Annotated in this window: 9 protein-coding genes and 5 pseudogenes; 8 read left to right on the top strand and 6 right to left on the bottom strand. The window is 37.4% G+C overall.

Annotated features, from left to right (window positions below; translation table 11 throughout):
- Positions 1-7 precede the first annotated feature (7 nt).
- On the top strand, positions 8-1,696 hold the full coding sequence (locus CWATDRAFT_RS02835; protein ID WP_007303568.1) for an NAD+ synthase: 1,689 nt from the start codon (positions 8-10) through the stop codon (positions 1,694-1,696).
- Positions 1,697-1,729: 33 nt separating this feature from the next.
- Here CWATDRAFT_RS02835 and CWATDRAFT_RS02830 read toward each other — a convergent pair whose 3' ends face one another.
- Together CWATDRAFT_RS02830 and CWATDRAFT_RS41605 are read right to left on the bottom strand one after the other, a co-directional pair.
- Positions 1,730-2,419, bottom strand: coding sequence for a Gfo/Idh/MocA family protein (locus CWATDRAFT_RS02830; RefSeq protein ID WP_007303567.1), 690 nt, complete (start codon positions 2,417-2,419; stop codon positions 1,730-1,732).
- A pseudogene (locus tag CWATDRAFT_RS41605) lies at positions 2,420-2,533 on the bottom strand (Gfo/Idh/MocA family oxidoreductase); the annotation flags it as partial.
- A gap of 138 nt (positions 2,534-2,671) precedes the next feature.
- On the opposite strand from CWATDRAFT_RS41605, the gene CWATDRAFT_RS36930 reads away from it, so the two are divergent.
- The gene (locus tag CWATDRAFT_RS36930; RefSeq protein ID WP_157134030.1) at positions 2,672-2,833 is read left to right on the top strand and encodes a hypothetical protein; all 162 of its coding nucleotides are present in this window, start codon (positions 2,672-2,674) and stop codon (positions 2,831-2,833) included.
- A gap of 224 nt (positions 2,834-3,057) precedes the next feature.
- On the opposite strand, the pseudogene CWATDRAFT_RS02825 reads toward CWATDRAFT_RS36930, so the two are convergent.
- A pseudogene (locus CWATDRAFT_RS02825) lies at positions 3,058-4,541 on the bottom strand (IS1380-like element ISCwa5 family transposase).
- Between the two features lie 234 nt (positions 4,542-4,775).
- A pseudogene (locus CWATDRAFT_RS32715) lies at positions 4,776-5,009 on the bottom strand (helix-turn-helix domain-containing protein); the annotation flags it as partial.
- 190 nt (positions 5,010-5,199) lie between these two features.
- Between CWATDRAFT_RS32715 and CWATDRAFT_RS02820 the strand changes: the two are divergent.
- The gene (locus CWATDRAFT_RS02820) at positions 5,200-6,081 is read left to right on the top strand and encodes a DnaJ C-terminal domain-containing protein (protein WP_007303565.1); all 882 of its coding nucleotides are present in this window, start codon (positions 5,200-5,202) and stop codon (positions 6,079-6,081) included.
- A gap of 292 nt (positions 6,082-6,373) precedes the next feature.
- Here CWATDRAFT_RS02820 and CWATDRAFT_RS02815 read toward each other — a convergent pair whose 3' ends face one another.
- Positions 6,374-7,936 carry a TIGR03032 family protein gene (locus CWATDRAFT_RS02815; protein WP_007303564.1) on the bottom strand — a complete coding sequence of 521 codons (1,563 nt, stop codon included), beginning with the start codon at positions 7,934-7,936 and terminating at the stop codon, positions 6,374-6,376.
- A 313-nt stretch (positions 7,937-8,249) separates the two neighbouring features.
- On the opposite strand from CWATDRAFT_RS02815, the gene CWATDRAFT_RS31505 reads away from it, so the two are divergent.
- The 5 genes and pseudogenes from CWATDRAFT_RS31505 (at position 8,250) to CWATDRAFT_RS02785 (ending at position 16,318) form a co-directional block, all read left to right on the top strand.
- On the top strand, positions 8,250-9,851 hold the full coding sequence (locus CWATDRAFT_RS31505; RefSeq protein ID WP_232286945.1) for a choice-of-anchor Q domain-containing protein: 1,602 nt from the start codon (positions 8,250-8,252) through the stop codon (positions 9,849-9,851).
- 149 nt (positions 9,852-10,000) lie between these two features.
- A pseudogene (locus CWATDRAFT_RS35415) lies at positions 10,001-11,483 on the top strand (IS1380-like element ISCwa5 family transposase).
- Positions 11,484-11,714: 231 nt separating this feature from the next.
- A complete protein-coding gene (locus CWATDRAFT_RS02795; protein ID WP_007303561.1) occupies positions 11,715-14,183 on the top strand; it encodes a beta strand repeat-containing protein in 2,469 nt (822 codons plus the stop codon).
- Positions 14,137-14,613, top strand: coding sequence for a type 2 periplasmic-binding domain-containing protein (locus CWATDRAFT_RS02790; RefSeq protein WP_007303560.1), 477 nt, complete (start codon positions 14,137-14,139; stop codon positions 14,611-14,613). The genes CWATDRAFT_RS02795 and CWATDRAFT_RS02790 overlap by 47 nt, the downstream gene beginning before the upstream one ends.
- 79 nt (positions 14,614-14,692) lie before the next feature.
- On the top strand, positions 14,693-16,318 hold the full coding sequence (locus CWATDRAFT_RS02785) for an IS1634-like element ISCwa1 family transposase (protein WP_007303559.1): 1,626 nt from the start codon (positions 14,693-14,695) through the stop codon (positions 16,316-16,318).
- A gap of 241 nt (positions 16,319-16,559) precedes the next feature.
- Here CWATDRAFT_RS02785 and CWATDRAFT_RS02780 read toward each other — a convergent pair.
- A pseudogene (locus tag CWATDRAFT_RS02780) lies at positions 16,560-18,389 on the bottom strand (efflux RND transporter permease subunit); the annotation flags it as partial.
- Between the last annotated feature and the right edge of the window lie 14 nt (positions 18,390-18,403).

Genomic DNA, 18,403 nt, shown 5'->3' with positions numbered 1-18,403 from the left:
TACTATTATGAAAATTGCGATCGCTCAACTTAATCCGATTATTGGTGATATTGAAAACAACGCTCAAAATATCTGTAAAGCGGCAGAAATAGCTGTACAAGGAGAAGCACAATTATTATTAACCCCTGAACTCTCTCTATGTGGCTATCCTCCCAAAGATTTACTATTAAATGCTAGTTTTGTAGAAATGTTATGGGCAGAATTAGAAAAACTAGCTAAAACAATCCCCAATAATTTAACTGTTTTAGTGGGAACAGTTATCGAAAATCCTAATGCTTATAATGAGGGAAAGAAACCCTTGTTTAACAGTATTGTATTAATCGAAAATCAAACTATAAAACAAATTTTTCATAAACGGCTTTTACCCACGTATGATGTTTTTGATGAAGATAGATATTTTGAACCAGGAAAAGAAAGTAATTTCTTTCAATTATCTTCTAACATTCCCAATACAAAACCTCTTAAAATTGGGGTTACAATATGCGAAGATTTATGGAATGATGAAGAATTTTGGGGTAAAAGAAACTATGAAAATAACCCTATACAAGACTTGGTTAAATATGGGGTAGATTTAGTGGTTAATTTATCTGCTTCTCCTTATAGTGTTGGTAAACAAAAGATAAGAGAAGCTATGTTAAAGCATAGTGCAGAACGTTATCAGGTTCCCATTATTTATACTAACCAAGTAGGAGGAAATGATGACCTTATTTTTGATGGTAATAGTTTTGCTGTTAGCAGAAAAGGCGAAATTAGCTTACGTGCAAAAGGATATCAAACTGCCATAGAAGTTATTGAATATGACCAAAATAATGAAGACTTAAAAACCAGTTATATTGCTAATTCTATAGAAACAGAAGAAGAGGAAATCTGGTCATCTTTAGTGTTAGGATTAAAAGATTATGCTACTAAATGTGGCTTTTCTAAAGCTATTTTAGGGTTAAGTGGTGGTATTGATTCATCTTTAGTTGCTGCTATTGCTGTTGAAGCATTAGGTAAGGAAAATGTGTTAGGAATATTAATGCCATCACCCTATAGTTCAAGTCATTCTATTAGTGATGGAGAAGCGTTAGTTAATAACTTAGGAATTAATAGTCATACTTTAGCTATTGGGGATGTTATGAAAGCTTATGATTTGTTGTTAGAACCCTTATTTAAAAATACAGAGTTTGGGGTTGCAGAAGAAAATTTACAATCCAGAATTCGTGGTAATTTGTTGATGGCGATCGCCAATAAGTTCGGACATTTACTATTATCAACCGGAAATAAATCAGAAATGGCAGTAGGTTACTGTACCTTATACGGGGATATGAATGGGGGTTTAGCGGTTATTTCAGATGTTCCTAAGACCCGTGTTTTTAGCCTGTGTAAGTGGTTAAACCGACATCAAGAGGTAATACCCCATAATATCATAGTTAAGCCCCCTAGTGCCGAATTAAAGCCCGATCAACTGGATCAAGATTCTTTACCAGCTTATGACATTTTAGATGCTATTCTCGACAGATTAATTCATCGTCATCAATCTGTAAAAGAAATTACAGCAGCAGGGTTTGATTATGATACAATTTGTAAGATAGTAAAATTGGTGAACCGTGCAGAATTTAAGCGTAAACAGGCTCCTCCTGGATTAAAAGTAAGCGATCGTGCATTTGGTACAGGTTGGAGAATGCCCATTGCTAGTCGTAGAAAATTAGATTAACAGCCCTTTGACGATTATTAATGAGAACGCTTTCTATTCTCCAGGAAAATCTAACTCAGGAATAGAAATAATTGCCCCATTTTTTTGTAGCGAATCACTTAAACAAGTTAAAATTTGTACTAATTTAGTGGCAACTATTCCCGAAGAAAATTCACAAGGGGTATTGGTATGAACAGCGTTTAAAAAGCGATCGCAAACTTCTTTGAGGGGTTCCGCTTTCTCCACAGAAATAACCTGTTTTTCTAGTCCTTGAGGGATAAATTTTTCCCCTTGCGGTTGCACATAACCCTGTTGCAAAACGAGGGGTTCATCTGACAACATTTCCTCAAAAATTAACGTTCCTTGACTACCTACCACACACAAACGACGCTGTTTATCAGGATTACACCAACACAGATGAATAGTTGCTTGAAATCCGCTAGGATAATATAGAGTGACCCAAACCATGTCCCCTAAACCATCAGGAGACAAAGCAGTAAGGCGATCGCCCCGTAACCAAACCTTTCCTTGTGCTTGGACTCGATCAGGATATTCCCCCAACCAATGGTTAAAGATGCTAATATCGTGAATAGCTAAGTCCCAAAGTGCATCTACATCCTGACGAACTGGGCCCAAATGAGTACGACTGGCATAACCATAGCGCAATTTTCCTAACTCACCCTTTTCTAGAAAAGATTTGCCTTGATTGACAGCAGCATGGAATAAATAAGTATGATCAATCATTAACTGTCGCTGTCGCTGTTTTGCTAGACGAGTTAATTCTAAACATTCCCCAGGATCAAGGGTTAAGGGTTTTTCCGCTAGGACGTTATAACCTGATTGTAAAGCGTCCTTAATTAGGGTTTGCTGAATAAAAGCAAAACCCTATTCTTTAAAAGGTTACACCCATATTCGCGATCGCAAAAAAGATCAGCTTTGTCGGCTACAAACCGCTATAATTGGTAGAAACACCTCCCAGTTGTTGGTCAAGAACAAATGTATCGAAAAGAGGAGCAACCTTTACCGCCCCCAGAAAAATTTGAATTACCTTTCGAGGGCAAATTGTCCCCCAATAATCGTTGGGTAATCATGGCAGAGTTGATACCTTGGGATGATTTTGAGGAAGAATATGCTAAACCCGGATTTCTCACAAATTAATTTGAAAGCCCAATCCAGAGATGAAAAATGATAATTTTTAGGACTAATAGAAATTTTGAATATAGATGAATAAAAAAATTGACTTTGATTATCCAAAAATTGAGTTTAAGAGGGAATAATTATATTAACTTTTGATTTTCTCCACGATAAATAAGACTAAATGAAAGTATCAGTCAGTCAACAACTTATGATAGATATCTTTTTTAAAAAACAACTTATTCTACTTATCCAGTATTAGGAATAGTTTTAATTCTTTTGTTAGCAATAGATAAAATATCTTGATAAGGACAAGCACTAGCTATAGCGATAATAATTCTTCTACAACTAATCTTTATTCTGGCTCCCAACTTAAGAAGATTTAGACGTATTCTTCCCACAGTTGCTTTAGCCAATGAAGTTTTTTTTAAACAGTGTTGACGAAAAGCATTTATGAGAACATAAGCCCAGGAATGTATCCATAATCTTAGTTGATTACTTTGAAATGTTTGAGTTGAAGTTCTATCAGCTAACAAGTCTAATTGTTGTTCTTTAATCCGATTTTCCATCTCGCCTCTCGGACAGTATTTTTTTGTATAAAGTTTTGAGGGTGGAATTTTTGAAGCGGGCAAAGATGTCACCACATGGCGCATTTTTAAGCCATCACTTCCATAACAAACTTTTGTCACTACTCTTCTTTGACAACTCCATGACTTTTCTGTTTTATAACGAATAGAGCGATACCAAGTAGAAATTGGTACTAATTTTTCAACTTCTTCTAAATCTTCTTTTTTCTGAAATAAACTATCCATTAATTCAGTTATTGGAGCTAGTTTTTTTTCATATTCATGTTTGGCTTTTTCAATTACATCATCCGCTCGTAACTTAAGAACGCCATTTGTTCCCATAGCTATAACATAATCAACTAAAGGCTGATTTTCACAAAAATAGAAGATTTCTTCACGGGCATAGGCACTATCACCCCTAACTAGGATATGAGTCTCTGACCATTTTTCTCTAATTAGTCCGATAATTCTTTGTAATTCGTCTAAGGCTCCATCGGCTGGATCTACATTAGATGAACGAAGTTTAGCCACTAATAAATGATGCCCACAGAAAATATATAAAGGAGCATAACATACTCCGTGATAATAACTATTAAAAAATGCCCCTTCTTGATTACCATGTACTTGGTCATCCGTGACATCCATATCTAATATAATACTTAAGGGAGGTTTTTTATAAGACTCTAAACAAAATTCGACAAAAGATTTTTCAATGGCTTCAAAGTTGGGTTCTATTTTATGATAACGACTCGTTTTTTGGTCGAGAATAGTCTCAGGACAATATTCCAATCTATTAATTGTACTTTTTCCAGCTAACCATCCCTTTTTATCTTCAAGTTCATTAAGCTTTTCTAAAGCGATCTTAAGGGCAGGATCGTGACTTAATTTATCATGGTCATTGACATCTTCATAGCCTAAAATAATTCCATAAAGCCTTTGTGCTAATAACTCATGAACGGAATGATCTACATAAGATTGATGACGATGATCTTGAAAACAGTTACCAAACTTCTCGGTAATTCCCAGTTTTTTATCCAACTCAGCTATCCAGACAATCCCCGCATCTGAAGTGATTAGTCCCCATCAAAATTAGCGATTATTTCTTTTCCTTTCTGTTTACTAAAGTTGATTACTTGACGAGGGGTTCGGGGATGACTGGGACTCATTAAATCAGTTTAAGGTAAATTGCTTTAATAATTGAATTATAGCATATTTTATTCTAACAATCTAGTACTATTAGAGATTTTATTAATAATTTTTTTGGAAAAATGAGTGATTGATTTATCTTTTCATCTTTGTCTAATTCGGGTTGATTTTAACTTAAAATCTGACAACAGACTGTTGGTTGGGGAAATCTGCGACCGCTCTGTTCAAACCCACTTCCTGTAAGGCTCCTGTGTTTGGCGATCGCAGATTTTGTGAGAAATTCGGGATAACCATTCGTATTGCTTCTTTAACTGAGGTATAAGTTTTTTTACCTCATACCCTGACAAACCCTTACCTGTCTCTATATACGTTTGGTTCATCAAGTTAAGGCAATAATTCCACAACCATCGGCAGTTACCAAAGCTTTGCTCCAGTGACTGCTTTTGTTCTGTATTTGGATATAACCTTACCTTGATAGCTCGTAGCATTTTAGAGGAAATTTAATTTTATATAAATTATTCTAGCACAAGATTTCTGTTTTGTGTTAAAAGCTCTGACTGCCATTCATCCCACGCTCTCGTGCGTGGGTGTTTTTGGGGAAAATACAGCGTGGGGCTTCTGGCAGTTAAGCTAAAATAGAAATCATACCCGATTCCCAGTCCCGTTTTACACTGATATATGCAGCAACTTCGTAACTACTACGCCATTTTAGGGGTTTCTCGAGATGCCACCGCCGAGGAGATTAAAAAATCTTTTCGGAAACTCGCTCGGCAGTGTCATCCTGATGTTAACCCGGGGGATAAGACAGCAGAGGAAAAATTTAAGGGTATTAACGAAGCTTACGATATTCTCTCCGATGAAGCTAAGCGTGCTGAATACGATCGCGGTCTTTTTGGCAAAAGCAAACGTCGTCCTCCTCGTCCCCAATCTCGACCCCCTCGTAATGGCAACAATAACAGTGGTTACAAAAGGGATAGCGAGTTTTGGCGGTTCCAAGACTACAACCCTGGGGGGACAAAACGGGCTAAAGTAGTTAACCCTTCTCGCAGTGCGAGGGATGTGGAAGCGAAGTTAAATATTCCCCTAGAAAAAGCCTATCGGGGGGGACGGGAACGCATTCGCTTAGAAGATGGGCGATCGCTGGAAGTGGATATGCCTTCTGGTATGATCGATGGGCAAAAAATTCGCCTCAAAGGTCAAGGACTCCAAGGAGGGGATCTCTATCTTAAGATTACCATCACCCCTCACGCTGTTTTTGAGTTACGGGGTAGCGATATCGCTTGTCAAGTGCCTGTAACCCCTAGTGAAGCCATTTTAGGGGGTTCTGTGGAGGTTCCTACTATCGATGGTTTGGTTAAAATGACTGTACCGAAAGGGGTGCGTCCCGGCCAACGGTTACGGTTAGCTAATAAAGGTTATCCCGACAGTTCGGGAAAACGGGGGGATCAACTGGTAGAAATACAAATTGCTATCCCTTCGGAAATAAGTGAGGAGGAAAGGGCTTTATATCAACAAATTCGGGAAAAAGAACAATTTAACCCCCGTCAACATTGGTTATAGTATCCGGTGGAGAAACTTAATTTTCACGTTCCAAAAACTATGTGGTCAATTGGACACTAAAAACGGACGTGGAGGAAGGCGTAAGACTACTTCATCTGTAGCAGCATCCTGTGAAGCGTCAACCACCCCTAAATACAGGCAGTTAAGCTTATTTTAGGGAATCACCGTTCTTTAGCGTAGCGGAGGACGGTGAGGATGTCAACGGACATAATGGTAAAAACAGAATGCAAATCTTGTGGTTGAGGTTGTCTAAATAATTCCATAGAAGGATACCAAGGACTATCGTTTCTATCTAATAACCAACGCCAGTCAGAATTGTAAGGTAAAGCCAACGGCATTGAGGCGGATCAAAAGCCATAAATTGTGGAGTTTGCAAACGCCATTCGTACTCTTTCCAGCCTTCTTGATATTCTCCTAATTGCAGTAATGTCATACCCAAATTGTAATGGGCTTGAGCAAACTTGGGAGCAACATTAATAGCCTGTCGATAATATGTAATTGCTCTATCTAATTGTCTTTGTTTACTATAGATAAAACCCAAGCTATTGTAGGCTTCTGCGTGTCGGGCTTCAGCTTGAATAACTTGCTCTAACTGCTCAATGGCTTGGGAGTATTGACCTAGATTGCCAAGGATAACGCCTAAGTTGAAACGGGCAGATAAATAGCTACTATCTAATTCTAAGCATTTTTCAAAAGAAGCGATCGCTTCTTGTAATTTCCCTTGAGTATAAAGTTGATTGCCTTTGGCGAAATAAGTTTCAGCAAATTGCCAATCCGATGAAGGCATCTCGGTTTGATTTATAGCTTCATCAGGTAAAACATAATTCATACCAATAAACTCTAGATCAGCATCGATGACATCGGGAAAAACCATATTGGGCAAGACGGAGACAGCAAAAATCTCTTGCACAGCCTCTTCAAACTTTAAAAAGGCGAGAATATTTCCGTTGCGAATATCTACAACCCAAACGCCACAGATTCTTTGTTCGAGGGTTTGAGTGAGAGGTAAACCAGCAAAAACGGCAGATTCTCTAATTTGTGATAAACCCACAAAGGCTAGATTACCATAGAAGTCTAAACCACGAGTAAATCCGGGTAATTTGGCGATGGTGATTAACTTGCCTGAGTTATTATCTAAATAGCATAAGCCCCCATGTCCTGATTCTAGTAGCCAAAGTCGATGATCATACCAACGAGGAGAATGAGGCATGGATAAACCTCTGAGCAGTATTTGATTGGTTTCAATATCGATCAAGATCCCTCCATTAGCTTTATTACCCCGCCATCCATTGGGTTGATCAGTTTCTCCTAAAGCAGTAACGTATCTGGGTTTCTCGTCTCTGATGCCTAAGCCATTGAGATGGCATCGATCCCGTAAATCGTAGGCCGTAATAAAAGGGGGTTTCCAGCGAGGCACAAAACTATATTCTTTTTCAAGGGTACAAAGACAAGAAAAACGAGTATTAACAAACCATAATTCTTGAGCGCACCATGCCATTTCATGGATGTCAATATCCCCGGTAAAGTGTACATTACGAGGTACAAAGCAACCATCGTGTTTACCTTGAGGTTCAAGATGAGAAGCGGCTGAAGGGTTATTGTGTAACTCCCAAATAGAGGATTTCACCCCTAATGCCATACGGTTATTTTTAACGGCAATTCCCATCGGTTTAGGAAACATTTTAAAGTGGGTATTAACATAATTTTGCTCGCTTCGCACCACAATTAATTTACCGGCTTGATAAGTGGAAACAACTAAGGAAATACCCATTTGTTTTAAGATTTCTGTCAGGGAGTCGCTATGAATACTGAGTAAAGGTTCTTGTTGTGGTGATGAGGGATTTAAAGATGTCATCTATAAAATTGAGAATAATTTGGGTGCTGTCTCTTTTAGTTTAGGGCTTTATTGATTTTTTAAAAAGCAGTTGATAGACTAATAGGAACTGATTTAAGCTATCAAGCATAAACTCAGAATTCTTTTAGATTTACTTCAATCCTTTCTCATGCCAATTAGCTCTCTGCTCACAACTAGTCAATATCTACTACAAAACTTTATTATTAATCAAGGTTTTACTTCCGAAAATTTCACCCTAGCTTTCGGAAACGGGTTTAATCACCTTGCCCTTGAAAATTTAGCTCAACAGTTAATTCAGGGTGATTTTAGCTCCTTGCCCACAGTCGATATTAAATCACAGAGTGAGTTAGGTGGTGCTAATGGGGTTTATGTGGCAGAATTAAATAAAATATTCCTCGCTCAAGAATTTATTGACAACGCCCCAGAAAGTCAAATCATAGCCGTAATTTTAGAAGAATATGTTCACGGAATTGATCATTTAATTAATTTCCAAGATAGTCAAGGGGATGAAGGTTTTATATTTTCAGCTTTGGTGAGAGGAGAAAGCTTAACGGATGAACAATTGGCATTAGCAAGAGCAGAAAATGATCAAGTAGAAGTAGTAATTGATCGACAAGTATATCAAGCAGAAGCAAATACCAGTTTAGTAGTAGATACCTTAGTTGATGAAAATGATGGCATTGGAGTAGGAGGAATTAGTTTAAGAGAAGCATTAGGAGCGATCGCAGATGGAGGCACAATTACCTTTGCCGATAGTATTGCCAACGGCACAATTATCCTCAACGGCACAGAATTAGTTATTAATAAATCAGTCACCATAGATGGAGACACAGATAATATTACTGTAAGTGGAAACAATAACAGTAGAGTATTTAATATTGACGATGGTGATATTAATATACAGCAGGTAGTTAATATTAGCGGTTTAACTATTACAAAGGGTAGGACTCATTTTGGAGGAGGAATTGATAACAGAGAAAATTTAACCCTGAATAATAGCACGATTTCTGGGAACTATGCTATGAGTCTTATTAGTGGGGGTGGAGGAATTAATAACTTCTTCGGAACGATAAATATTAGTAATAGCACGATTTCTGGGAACTATGCTAGCGATAGTGCTGGAGGAATTTACAACGGGGCGGGAACGATAAATATTAGTAGCAGTATCGTTTCTGGAAATAATGCTGCGAACTCAGGAGACGAAGTAAAGAATATTTCTGGTACAGTAATAGCGAATAACAACAATCTTTTTGGTGATAGCAGTCAATCCAATAGTGATGCTTTTGATAATTTCACCCCGGGGGCGAATGATATTAATGCCACAACGGATGGTGAGAATGTACCCCTAGACAATATTTTAGATCCTGACGGTTTACAGGATAACGGTGGTTTAACCAAAACGATCGCCTTGGTAGTGGGTTCTCCTGCCATTGATGCAGGTAATAATAATCAGAACTTATTAACAGATCAACGGGGGACAGGATTTGAGCGAGTTATCAATCAACAGGCAGATATTGGGGCATTTGAGTGGTCAAATTTGGAGTTAAAAGTTAATACTCTAAACGACGAAGACGACGGTATCGCAGACGGTGAAATCAGTTTAAGAGAAGCATTAGGAGCGATCGCAGATGGAGGCACAATTACCTTTGCCGATAGTATTGCCAACGGAACAATTATCCTCAACGGCACAGAATTAGTTATTAATAAATCAGTTACCATCGATGGAGACACAGATAATATTACTATAAGTGGAAATAATAGCAGTCGAGTATTTAATATTAGTGATGGTGATTCTAATCCCGAATTTCTCACAAAATCTGCGATCGCCAAACACAGAAGCCTTACAGGAAGTGGGTTTGAACAGAGCGGTCGCAGATTTCCCCAACCAACAGTCTGTTGTCAGATTTTAAGTTAAAATCAACCCGAATTAGACAAAGATGAAAAGATAAATCAATCACTCATTTTTCCAAAAAAATTATTAATAAAATCTCTAATAGTACTAGATTGTTAGAATAAAATATGCTATAATTTAATTATTAAAGCAATTTACCTTAAACTGATTTAATGAGTCCCAGTCATCCCCGAACCCCTCGTCAAGTAATCAACTTTAGTAAACAGAAAGGAAAAGAAATAATCGCTAATTTTGATGGGGACTAATCACTTCAGATGCGGGGATTGTCTGGATAGCTGAGTTGGATAAAAAACTGGGAATTACCGAGAAGTTTGGTAACTGTTTTCAAGATCATCGTCATCAATCTTATGTAGATCATTCCGTTCATGAGTTATTAGCACAAAGGCTTTATGGAATTATTTTAGGCTATGAAGATGTCAATGACCATGATAAATTAAGTCACGATCCTGCCCTTAAGATCGCTTTAGAAAAGCTTAATGAACTTGAAGATAAAAAGGGATGGTTAGCTGGAAAAAGTACAATTAATAGATTGGAATATTGTCCTGAGACTATTCTTGACCAAAAAACGAGTCGTTATCATAAAATAGAACCCAACTTTGAAGCCATTGAAAAATCTTTTGTCGAATTTTGTTTAGAGTCTTATAAAAAACCTCCCTTAAGTATTATATTAGATATGGATGTCACGGATGACCAAGTACATGGTAATCAAGAAGGGGCATTTTTTAATAGTTATTATCACGGAGTATGTTATGCTCCTTTATATATTTTCTGTGGGCATCATTTATTAGTGGCTAAACTTCGTTCATCTAATGTAGATCCAGCCGATGGAGCCTTAGACAAATTACAAAGAATTATCGGACTAATTAGAGAAAAATGGTCAGAGACTCATATCCTAGTTAGGGGTGATAGTGCCTATGCCCGTGAAGAAATCTTCTATTTTTGTGAAAATCAGCCTTTAGTTGATTATGTTATAGCTATGGGAACAAATGGCGTTCTTAAGTTACGAGCGGATGATGTAATTGAAAAAGCCAAACATGAATATGAAAAAAAACTAGCTCCAATAACTGAATTAATGGATAGTTTATTTCAGAAAAAAGAAGATTTAGAAGAAGTTAAAAAATTAGTACCAATTTCTACTTGGTATCGCTCTATTCGTTATAAAACAGAAAAGTCATGGAGTTGTCAAAGAAGAGTAGTGACAAAAGTTTGTTATGGAAGTGATGGCTTAAAAATGCGCCAGGTGGTGACATCTTTGCCCGCTTCAAAAATTCCACCCTCAAAACTTTATACAAAAAAATACTGTCCGAGAGGCGAGATGGAAAATCGGATTAAAGAACAACAATTAGACTTTTTAGCTGATAGAACTTCAACTCAAACATTTCAAAGTAATCAACTAAGATTATGGATACATTTCTGGGCTTATGTTCTCATAAATGCTTTTCGTCAACACTGTTTAAAAAAACTTCATTGGCTAAAGCAACTGTGGGAAGAATACGTCTAAATCTTCTTAAGTTGGGAGCCAGAATAAAGATTAGTTGTAGAAGAATTATTATCGCTATAGCTAGTGCTTGTCCTTATCAAGATATTTTGTCTATTGCTAACAAAAGAATTAAAACTATTCCTAATACTGGATAAGTAGAATAAGTTGTTTTTTAAAAAAGATATCTATCATAAGTTGTTGACTGACTGATACTTTCATTTAGTCTTATTTATAGTGGAGAAAATCAAAAGTTAATATAATTATTCCCTCTTAAACTCAATTTTTGGATAATCAAAGTCAATTTTTTTATTCATCTATATTCAAAATTTCTATTAGTCCTAAAAATTATCATTTTTCATCTCTGGATTGGGCTTTCAAATTAATTTGTGAGAAATCCGGGTAATACACAACAGGTAGTCAATATTAGCGGTTTAACCATTACACAGGGCAATTCTTCTGGGAATGGCGGAGGAATTGAGAATATAGAAAATTTAACCCTAAGTAATAGCACAGTTTCAGGTAACTTGGCGGGTGGTTTTAGCGGGGGAATTTTCAACGTTGGAGGAACGACAAGCATTAGTAATAGCACAGTTTCAGGTAACTCGATTACTTATAGTGCTGGAGGAATTGGTAACTGGGGTGGAACGATAAATATTAGTAATAGCACGGTTTCCAGTAATTCGGCTGGTTTGAATGGCGGGGGAATTTTCAACCTTGCAGGAACAACAAATATTAGTAGTAGTATTATTTCTGGAAATAGTGCAACATCAGGAGATGAAGTTTATAGTAATAGCGGTACGGTAACAGCCGATAACAACAATCTTTTTGGTAATAGCAGTCAATCCAATAGTGATGCTTTTGTTAATTTCACATCGGGGGCAAATGATATAAATGCCACAACGGATGGTGAGAATGTAGCCCTAGACAATATTCTAGATCCTGACGGTTTACAGGATAACGGTGGTTCAACCAAAACCATCGCCCTTGTCACTGATTCTCCTGCCATTAATGCGGGTAATAATGATGATAATTTATCAACGGATCAACGGGGTACAGGATTTGAGCGAGTGATCAATCAACAAGTTGATATTGGGGCTTATGAGTGGTCAATTTTTGAATTAGAAGTTAATACCTTAAACGACGAAGACGACGGTATTGCAGACGGTGAAATAAGTTTAAGAGAAGCATTAGGAGCGATCTCAGAAGGAGGTACAATTACCTTTGCGGATAGTATTGCTAATGGGACAATTACCCTCAACGGCACAGAATTAGTGATCAATAAATCAGTCACCATAGATGGAGACACAGATAATATTACTGTAAGTGGAAACAATAACAGTAGAGTATTTAATATTGACGATGGTGATTCTAATACACAACAGGTAGTTAATATTAGTGGTTTAACGATTACACAGGGCAATTCTTCTGGTAATGGCGGAGGAATTAACAACAGTGAGAATTTAACCCTAAGCCATAGCACGGTTTCAGGTAACTCTGCTTCTGGGAATGGCGGGGGAATTAACAACGTATTAGGAACAACAAACATTAGTAGCACTACGGTTTCAGGTAACTCTGCTGCTTATGGCGGGGGAATTTTAAACTTATTTGGGACGATGCATATTAGCAATACAACGGTTTCAGGTAACTCTGCTTCTGATGAAGGTGGGGGAATTTTAAACGCAGGGACGACAAATATTAGTAATAGTACGGTTTCAGGAAACTCTGCTCCTGAAGGCGGGGGAATTTACCACGCTTTTGGAACAACAAATATTAGTAGTAGTATCGTTTCTGGGAATAGTGCCAACTCAGGAGACGAAGTTTATGGCACGGTAATAGCTAATAACAACAATCTTTTTGGTAATAGCAGTCAATCCAATAGTGATGCTTTTGTTAATTTCACACCCGGGGCAAATGATATTAATGCCACAACGGATGGTGAGAATGTAGCCCTAGACAATATTCTAGACCCCGACGGTTTACAGGATAATGGTGGTTCAAACAAAACGATCGCCCTTGTGCTGGGTTCTCCTGCTACTAATGCAGGTAATAATGATGATAACTTATCAACAGATCAACGGGGTACAGGATTTACGCGAGTTTTTAATCAACAATCAGATATTGGGGCATTTGAATCAGTATTTGAGTTAGAAGTTAATACCTTAAACGACGAAGACGACGGTATTGCAGACGGTGAAATCAGTTTAAGGGATGCTTTAAGGATGATAACTGATGGAGGCACAATTACCTTTGCTGATAGTATTGCTAACGGCACAATTATCCTCAACGGCACAGAATTAGTGATCGATAAATCAGTCACCATCGATGGAGACACAAATAATATCACTGTAAGTGGAAACAATAACAGTAGAGTATTTAATATTAACGATGGTGATAATAATACACAACAGGTAGTTAATATTAGTGGTTTAACGATTACACAGGGCAATTCTTCTGGTAATGGCGGAGGAATTTATAACAGTGAGAATTTAACCCTAAGTAATAGCACAGTTTCAGGTAACTCTAGTGATGCGTTTGGTGGAGGAATTTTAAACTTATCAGGAACGACAAATATAAGTAATAGCACGGTTTCAGATAACTCTGCTAGTTTTGGTGGCGCAGGAATTTTAAACTCAGGAACAACAAGTATTAGTAATAGCACAGTTTCAGGTAACTCTGCTACTAATAGTGGCGGGGGAATTTTCAACCTTTCAGGAACAACAAATATTAGTAGTAGTATCGTTTCTGGGAATAATGCCAACTCAGGAGACGAAATTTATGGCACGGTAATAGCTAATAACAACAATCTTTTTGGTAATAGCAGTCAATCCAATTGCCGATTTAACCCAGATTATTAGTCTAGTCAATCAACCTACTGGGGTAAATCTAGAAATTCAATCCCCAGAAGAGAGTCAGACACTGTATAACTCAGCAACCCTAGATATGGTAGCCAATCCCGAAGTCACTATCTATGATGACATTATTGAAAGAGGGTATCTAAAAGTCGCTACCGCAGTATCAGGGGCAGAATTTGACTTAGAATTTACCAATGCGATGGCTGCTGCTATATTTGGGGATGCCACAAAAGTTGAGTTAGTAAATCCTAGCTTTACCGAAGGCTTCGAGATGGTAGCCACAGGAGCAGTGGATATCAGTGCCAGACGTATCACCAAAACCTCTGGACGAGATGCCACCTTAAATATAGACTTTAGCCCTATTTATTTCTACCCCAGATTCCGCACTTCAAAAAGTAGCATTAAATACTACAAGCCTGGGGTTAATAATTAAGTATAATTGCTTAAGCTCTTGAAGACAAAAAAGTAGGATAATTGCTTAAGTTGTTTCCTCTGTAAAAAAAGAGCGAAAAATGTCTTATTTAGAAGAAATACAAGTTAAAAATTTAGACCATTTAGGGATAGTAGCTGGTTTAATTGATGAAATAGGAATAGTCAAAATAATTAATAATAAATTAGGAATAGATGTTAGAGAAAAAATCTCAGCAGGTACAGTAGTTAAGTCTATTTTAATCAATGGACTAGGATTTGTTTCAAGACCTCTATATTTATTCAGTCAGTTTTTTCAAGATAAAGCCATTGAGAAATTGTTAGGAGAAAGAATTAAACCTGATTACCTTAATGATGATAAAATTGGGAGAGTAATGGATGAATTATATAAATATGGACTAAATGATATTTTTATTGAAGTAGTTTTAGAAGTAATTAAAAAATTTAAAATAGACCTTAAATACTCCCATTTAGATTCCACATCATTTCATTTAGATGGAGAATATAAAAGGGAAGAAGATAAAGAGAAACAGGAAGAAGAAAAAATTATTAAAGAAAGACCAATTTTTATTAAGAAAGGATATTCTCGGGATCATAGACCAGACTTAAAACAATGTGTCTTGGATTTAATAACAAGCCAAGATGGAGATATTCCATTATTTGTGAGAGTAGGAGATGGAAATGAATCTGATAAAGCTGTATTTGGAAAAGTTTTAGTAGAATTCAAAAAGCAAATAAAGTTTGATAGTATCATGGTTTGTGATAGTGCTTTATATGGTCAAGAAAATCTCCAACTAATCCAACATTTAAAATGGATAACGAGAGTTCCAATGACCATAAAAAAAGCAAAAGAATTAGTGCAAAATATAGAGGTGGAAGAAGTAAAAGATGAAGATAAAGAAAAAAGAAGTGACCTGAATTTAGAAAGTTATACCTGGAAAGAAGAAATTGTTACTTATGGTGGAATCAAGCAAACTTGGTTAATAGTCTTGAGTGAAAAAAGACAGAAAAGTGATTTGGAAAAACTAGAAAAACAACTTTCCCAAGAAGAGAAGAAATCCCAAAAATTTCTTAAAGAAATACAATCTGAAGAATTTGAACATCCTCAAGCTGCTCGATATAAATTAAAAGCTATTAATAAAAAATTGAGATTGTTGGAAAGAAAAGAAGTTGAACTGATTGAAACTTACTCGAAAAAAAAGGAAAAGATTTATAAAATGATTAGTCTGATCATCAAAAAAGATGAAGAGATAAGTAGAAAGACTAAAGAAGCAGGAAAATTTATTTTAGCAACTAACTTAGTAGAGGAAAATAAATTAGAAGCTAGTGAAATTCTGATAACTTATAAAAATCAGCAATCTACGGAAAGAGGATTTCGATTTTTGAAAGATCCCTTGTTTTTTACTGATAGTTTCTTCGTTGAAAAACCAGAAAGAATAGAAACAATGTTATTTTTAATGTCTTTGTGTTTGTTGATTTATAACTTGGGGCAAAGAGAATTAAGAAATTGTTTAAAAAGAGTCAAAAAAGGAATAAATAATCAAGTAGGGAAAGTAACATTGCGTCCGACTTTGAGGTGGATATTTCAATGTTTTCAAGGTATTCATTATGTGATTTTAAACGGAGTTAAACAAATTGTCAATTTAACAGAAGAAAGGCGTTTTATATTGAGTTTATTACCTGCATCTTGTCAAAGATATTATCTATAAATTGAATTGGATAAAGCAAAAATAATAAAAGAATAAGAGTCTAATGATATCAAATGAGAAGAGGAAAATCTCCTTCGTTTGTGCTGAGTCTTGCTAAGTTTTCAATGAGTATAAATCTTCTTAATTTGATTATTTTTCCTAAAAATTTAATGAAAAGAGAAATATTCTTGCCCAGGTATGATTTTCGGACTTTTTAAAACTATGTATTTTTTTATACTACATTTTGAAGTGCGGAATCTGGGTTATAAAGTAGCACCAAAACCCCATAAATACAGAGAATAGCCATAGTTAAAGCTGCTCCGAAGCGAGCAAAGACATCTCGCATGATTTTGGCATCTCCAAACGGTTCCTCAGAAACATCAGGGGGCAAAGAAGTCATCCCTGGTAAACCCCGTACTGTTTCGAGGGCATCTCCCAAAGAAACCCCTTCTAAATTAGCCGAAAGTTCCACTTGGCGGTTGCGGTTAAAGCGTTTAATTGCCGCAGGGCCACTCCCTAAACGAATGGTTGCCACTGCACTTAAAGGAACCAGAGTGCCATCGTTACTGGGAACCCGTAGGTTTTTCAAGGTTTCAATATCTTTGCGTTTTTCTGAAGCCACCTTGACACGAATGGGAATCTGACGATCAGGGAGGTTAAATTTAGCTAAGTTGGAGTCTGTATCACCTAAAAATGCTAAAGCTGCCGTACTGGCGATCGCCTGGACAGAAACCCCTAAATCCGTGCTTCGCAAGGGATCTGGTTCAATAATGATTTCTGGTGTGACTAGACTCAAACTAGAGGTAACTTCTACTAATCCTGGGGTTTGAACCATTTCTTCTTCTATGGTATCAGCAGCCTGCTTGAGGGCTACTGGGTTATCACTTTTGAGGATAATGGACAAATCCTTGCTACCACCTCCGGCACCCTCCCGACGAAAAGTAACCCTGGCTCCAGGAATTTCTGTTAATTTGGGGCGCATTTGGTCTTCAAAGACGGCTTGAGATATGTCTCGTTGGTCGTTGGGGATGAGTTTCACGTACATTAAGGCGGTATTAACCCCATCATCTCCAACATCAGCGAGAATTAGATCCACTGTTGGACTCTGTTCCAGAATTTTGGTTGCTTGTTGTACCACTGCCTCTGTCTCTTGCAGAGTAGATCCTGGGGGTAACTCAACATTAAGCCTACTCAACCCGGCATCTAAGTTACTAAATAATCCTTTGGGGATGTAAGGTATTAATTGTAAACTAGCGATAAAAAAGGCGATCGCTAATAACATGGTGAAAATACGATGGCGTAGGGACCAGGTTAAGAGACTGCGGTAAGGTGTGAAGGAAGGTTGACGAAGGTTAGATTGATGTTGTGGTTGGCGACGTTTCGGTTTGAGTAAAGCCGCGCTTAACATCGGAATCATAGTAGTAGCCACCAGGGTTGAAAACATGGTGGAAACCGCTACTGTTACCCCAAAGGGTTGAAAATACTGACCCGGAATGCCTCCCATAAAGGCCACTGGCAGGAATACCCCGACAATAGTTGCGGTGGTAGCTACCACGGCTAAGCCAATTTCTACAGCCCCATCCCAGGCCGCCTGAAAAGGCTTTTTCCCCATCTGTAGGTGGGTGTCGATATTTTCGATCATACAAATAGCATCGTCCACCAAGTTCCCAATAGCCAAAGCTAAGGCCAATAGGGTCATGTCGTTGAGGGTATAGTCAAATAGCCTCATGACTGCAAAGGTGGGAATAAGGGAGAGGGGAAGGGCGATGGAGGTGATCAAGGTGGCACGCCAATCTTTGAGGAACAATCCCACTACAACCACCGTTAAGGCACATCCTAAAATTAGCGCATCAACGGTTCCTCTATAGCTGTTGCGAATGTAATCTCCTTGGGTAAAAATGAGGGAAAATTTCAGGTCATCGGGGAGGGTTTTCTCCAACTCAGCGATGGTTTTGCGAACTTCTTCTTCTACGCCAACTAAGACACTGCCACTGCTACGAAAGACGGAAAAACCTACTACAGGTTGACCATTGAGATAGGCAGACTCCCGGGGATCGTCGTAACCATCTTCCACTTCTCCTAAGTTAATTAGGGTTTGCTGAAAAA

Origin of the sequence: Crocosphaera watsonii WH 8501 (genome assembly GCF_000167195.1) — a bacterium.
Lineage (GTDB): Bacteria > Cyanobacteriota > Cyanobacteriia > Cyanobacteriales > Microcystaceae > Crocosphaera > Crocosphaera watsonii.
This window is presented reverse-complemented; position numbering and strand designations above follow the sequence as displayed.

Bases quoted from the DNA above. Each gene is read 5' to 3' on its own strand.
- CWATDRAFT_RS02835 (WP_007303568.1), top strand. From the start codon at position 8: ATGAAAATTGCGATCGCTCAACTTAATCCGATTATTGGTGATATTGAA.
- CWATDRAFT_RS02830 (WP_007303567.1), bottom strand. From the start codon at position 2,419: ATGATTGATCATACTTATTTATTCCATGCTGCTGTCAATCAAGGCAAA.
- CWATDRAFT_RS36930 (WP_157134030.1), top strand. From the start codon at position 2,672: ATGTATCGAAAAGAGGAGCAACCTTTACCGCCCCCAGAAAAATTTGAA.
- CWATDRAFT_RS02820 (WP_007303565.1), top strand. From the start codon at position 5,200: ATGCAGCAACTTCGTAACTACTACGCCATTTTAGGGGTTTCTCGAGAT.
- CWATDRAFT_RS02815 (WP_007303564.1), bottom strand. From the start codon at position 7,936: ATGACATCTTTAAATCCCTCATCACCACAACAAGAACCTTTACTCAGT.
- CWATDRAFT_RS02785 (WP_007303559.1), top strand. From the start codon at position 14,693: ATGTCTTATTTAGAAGAAATACAAGTTAAAAATTTAGACCATTTAGGG.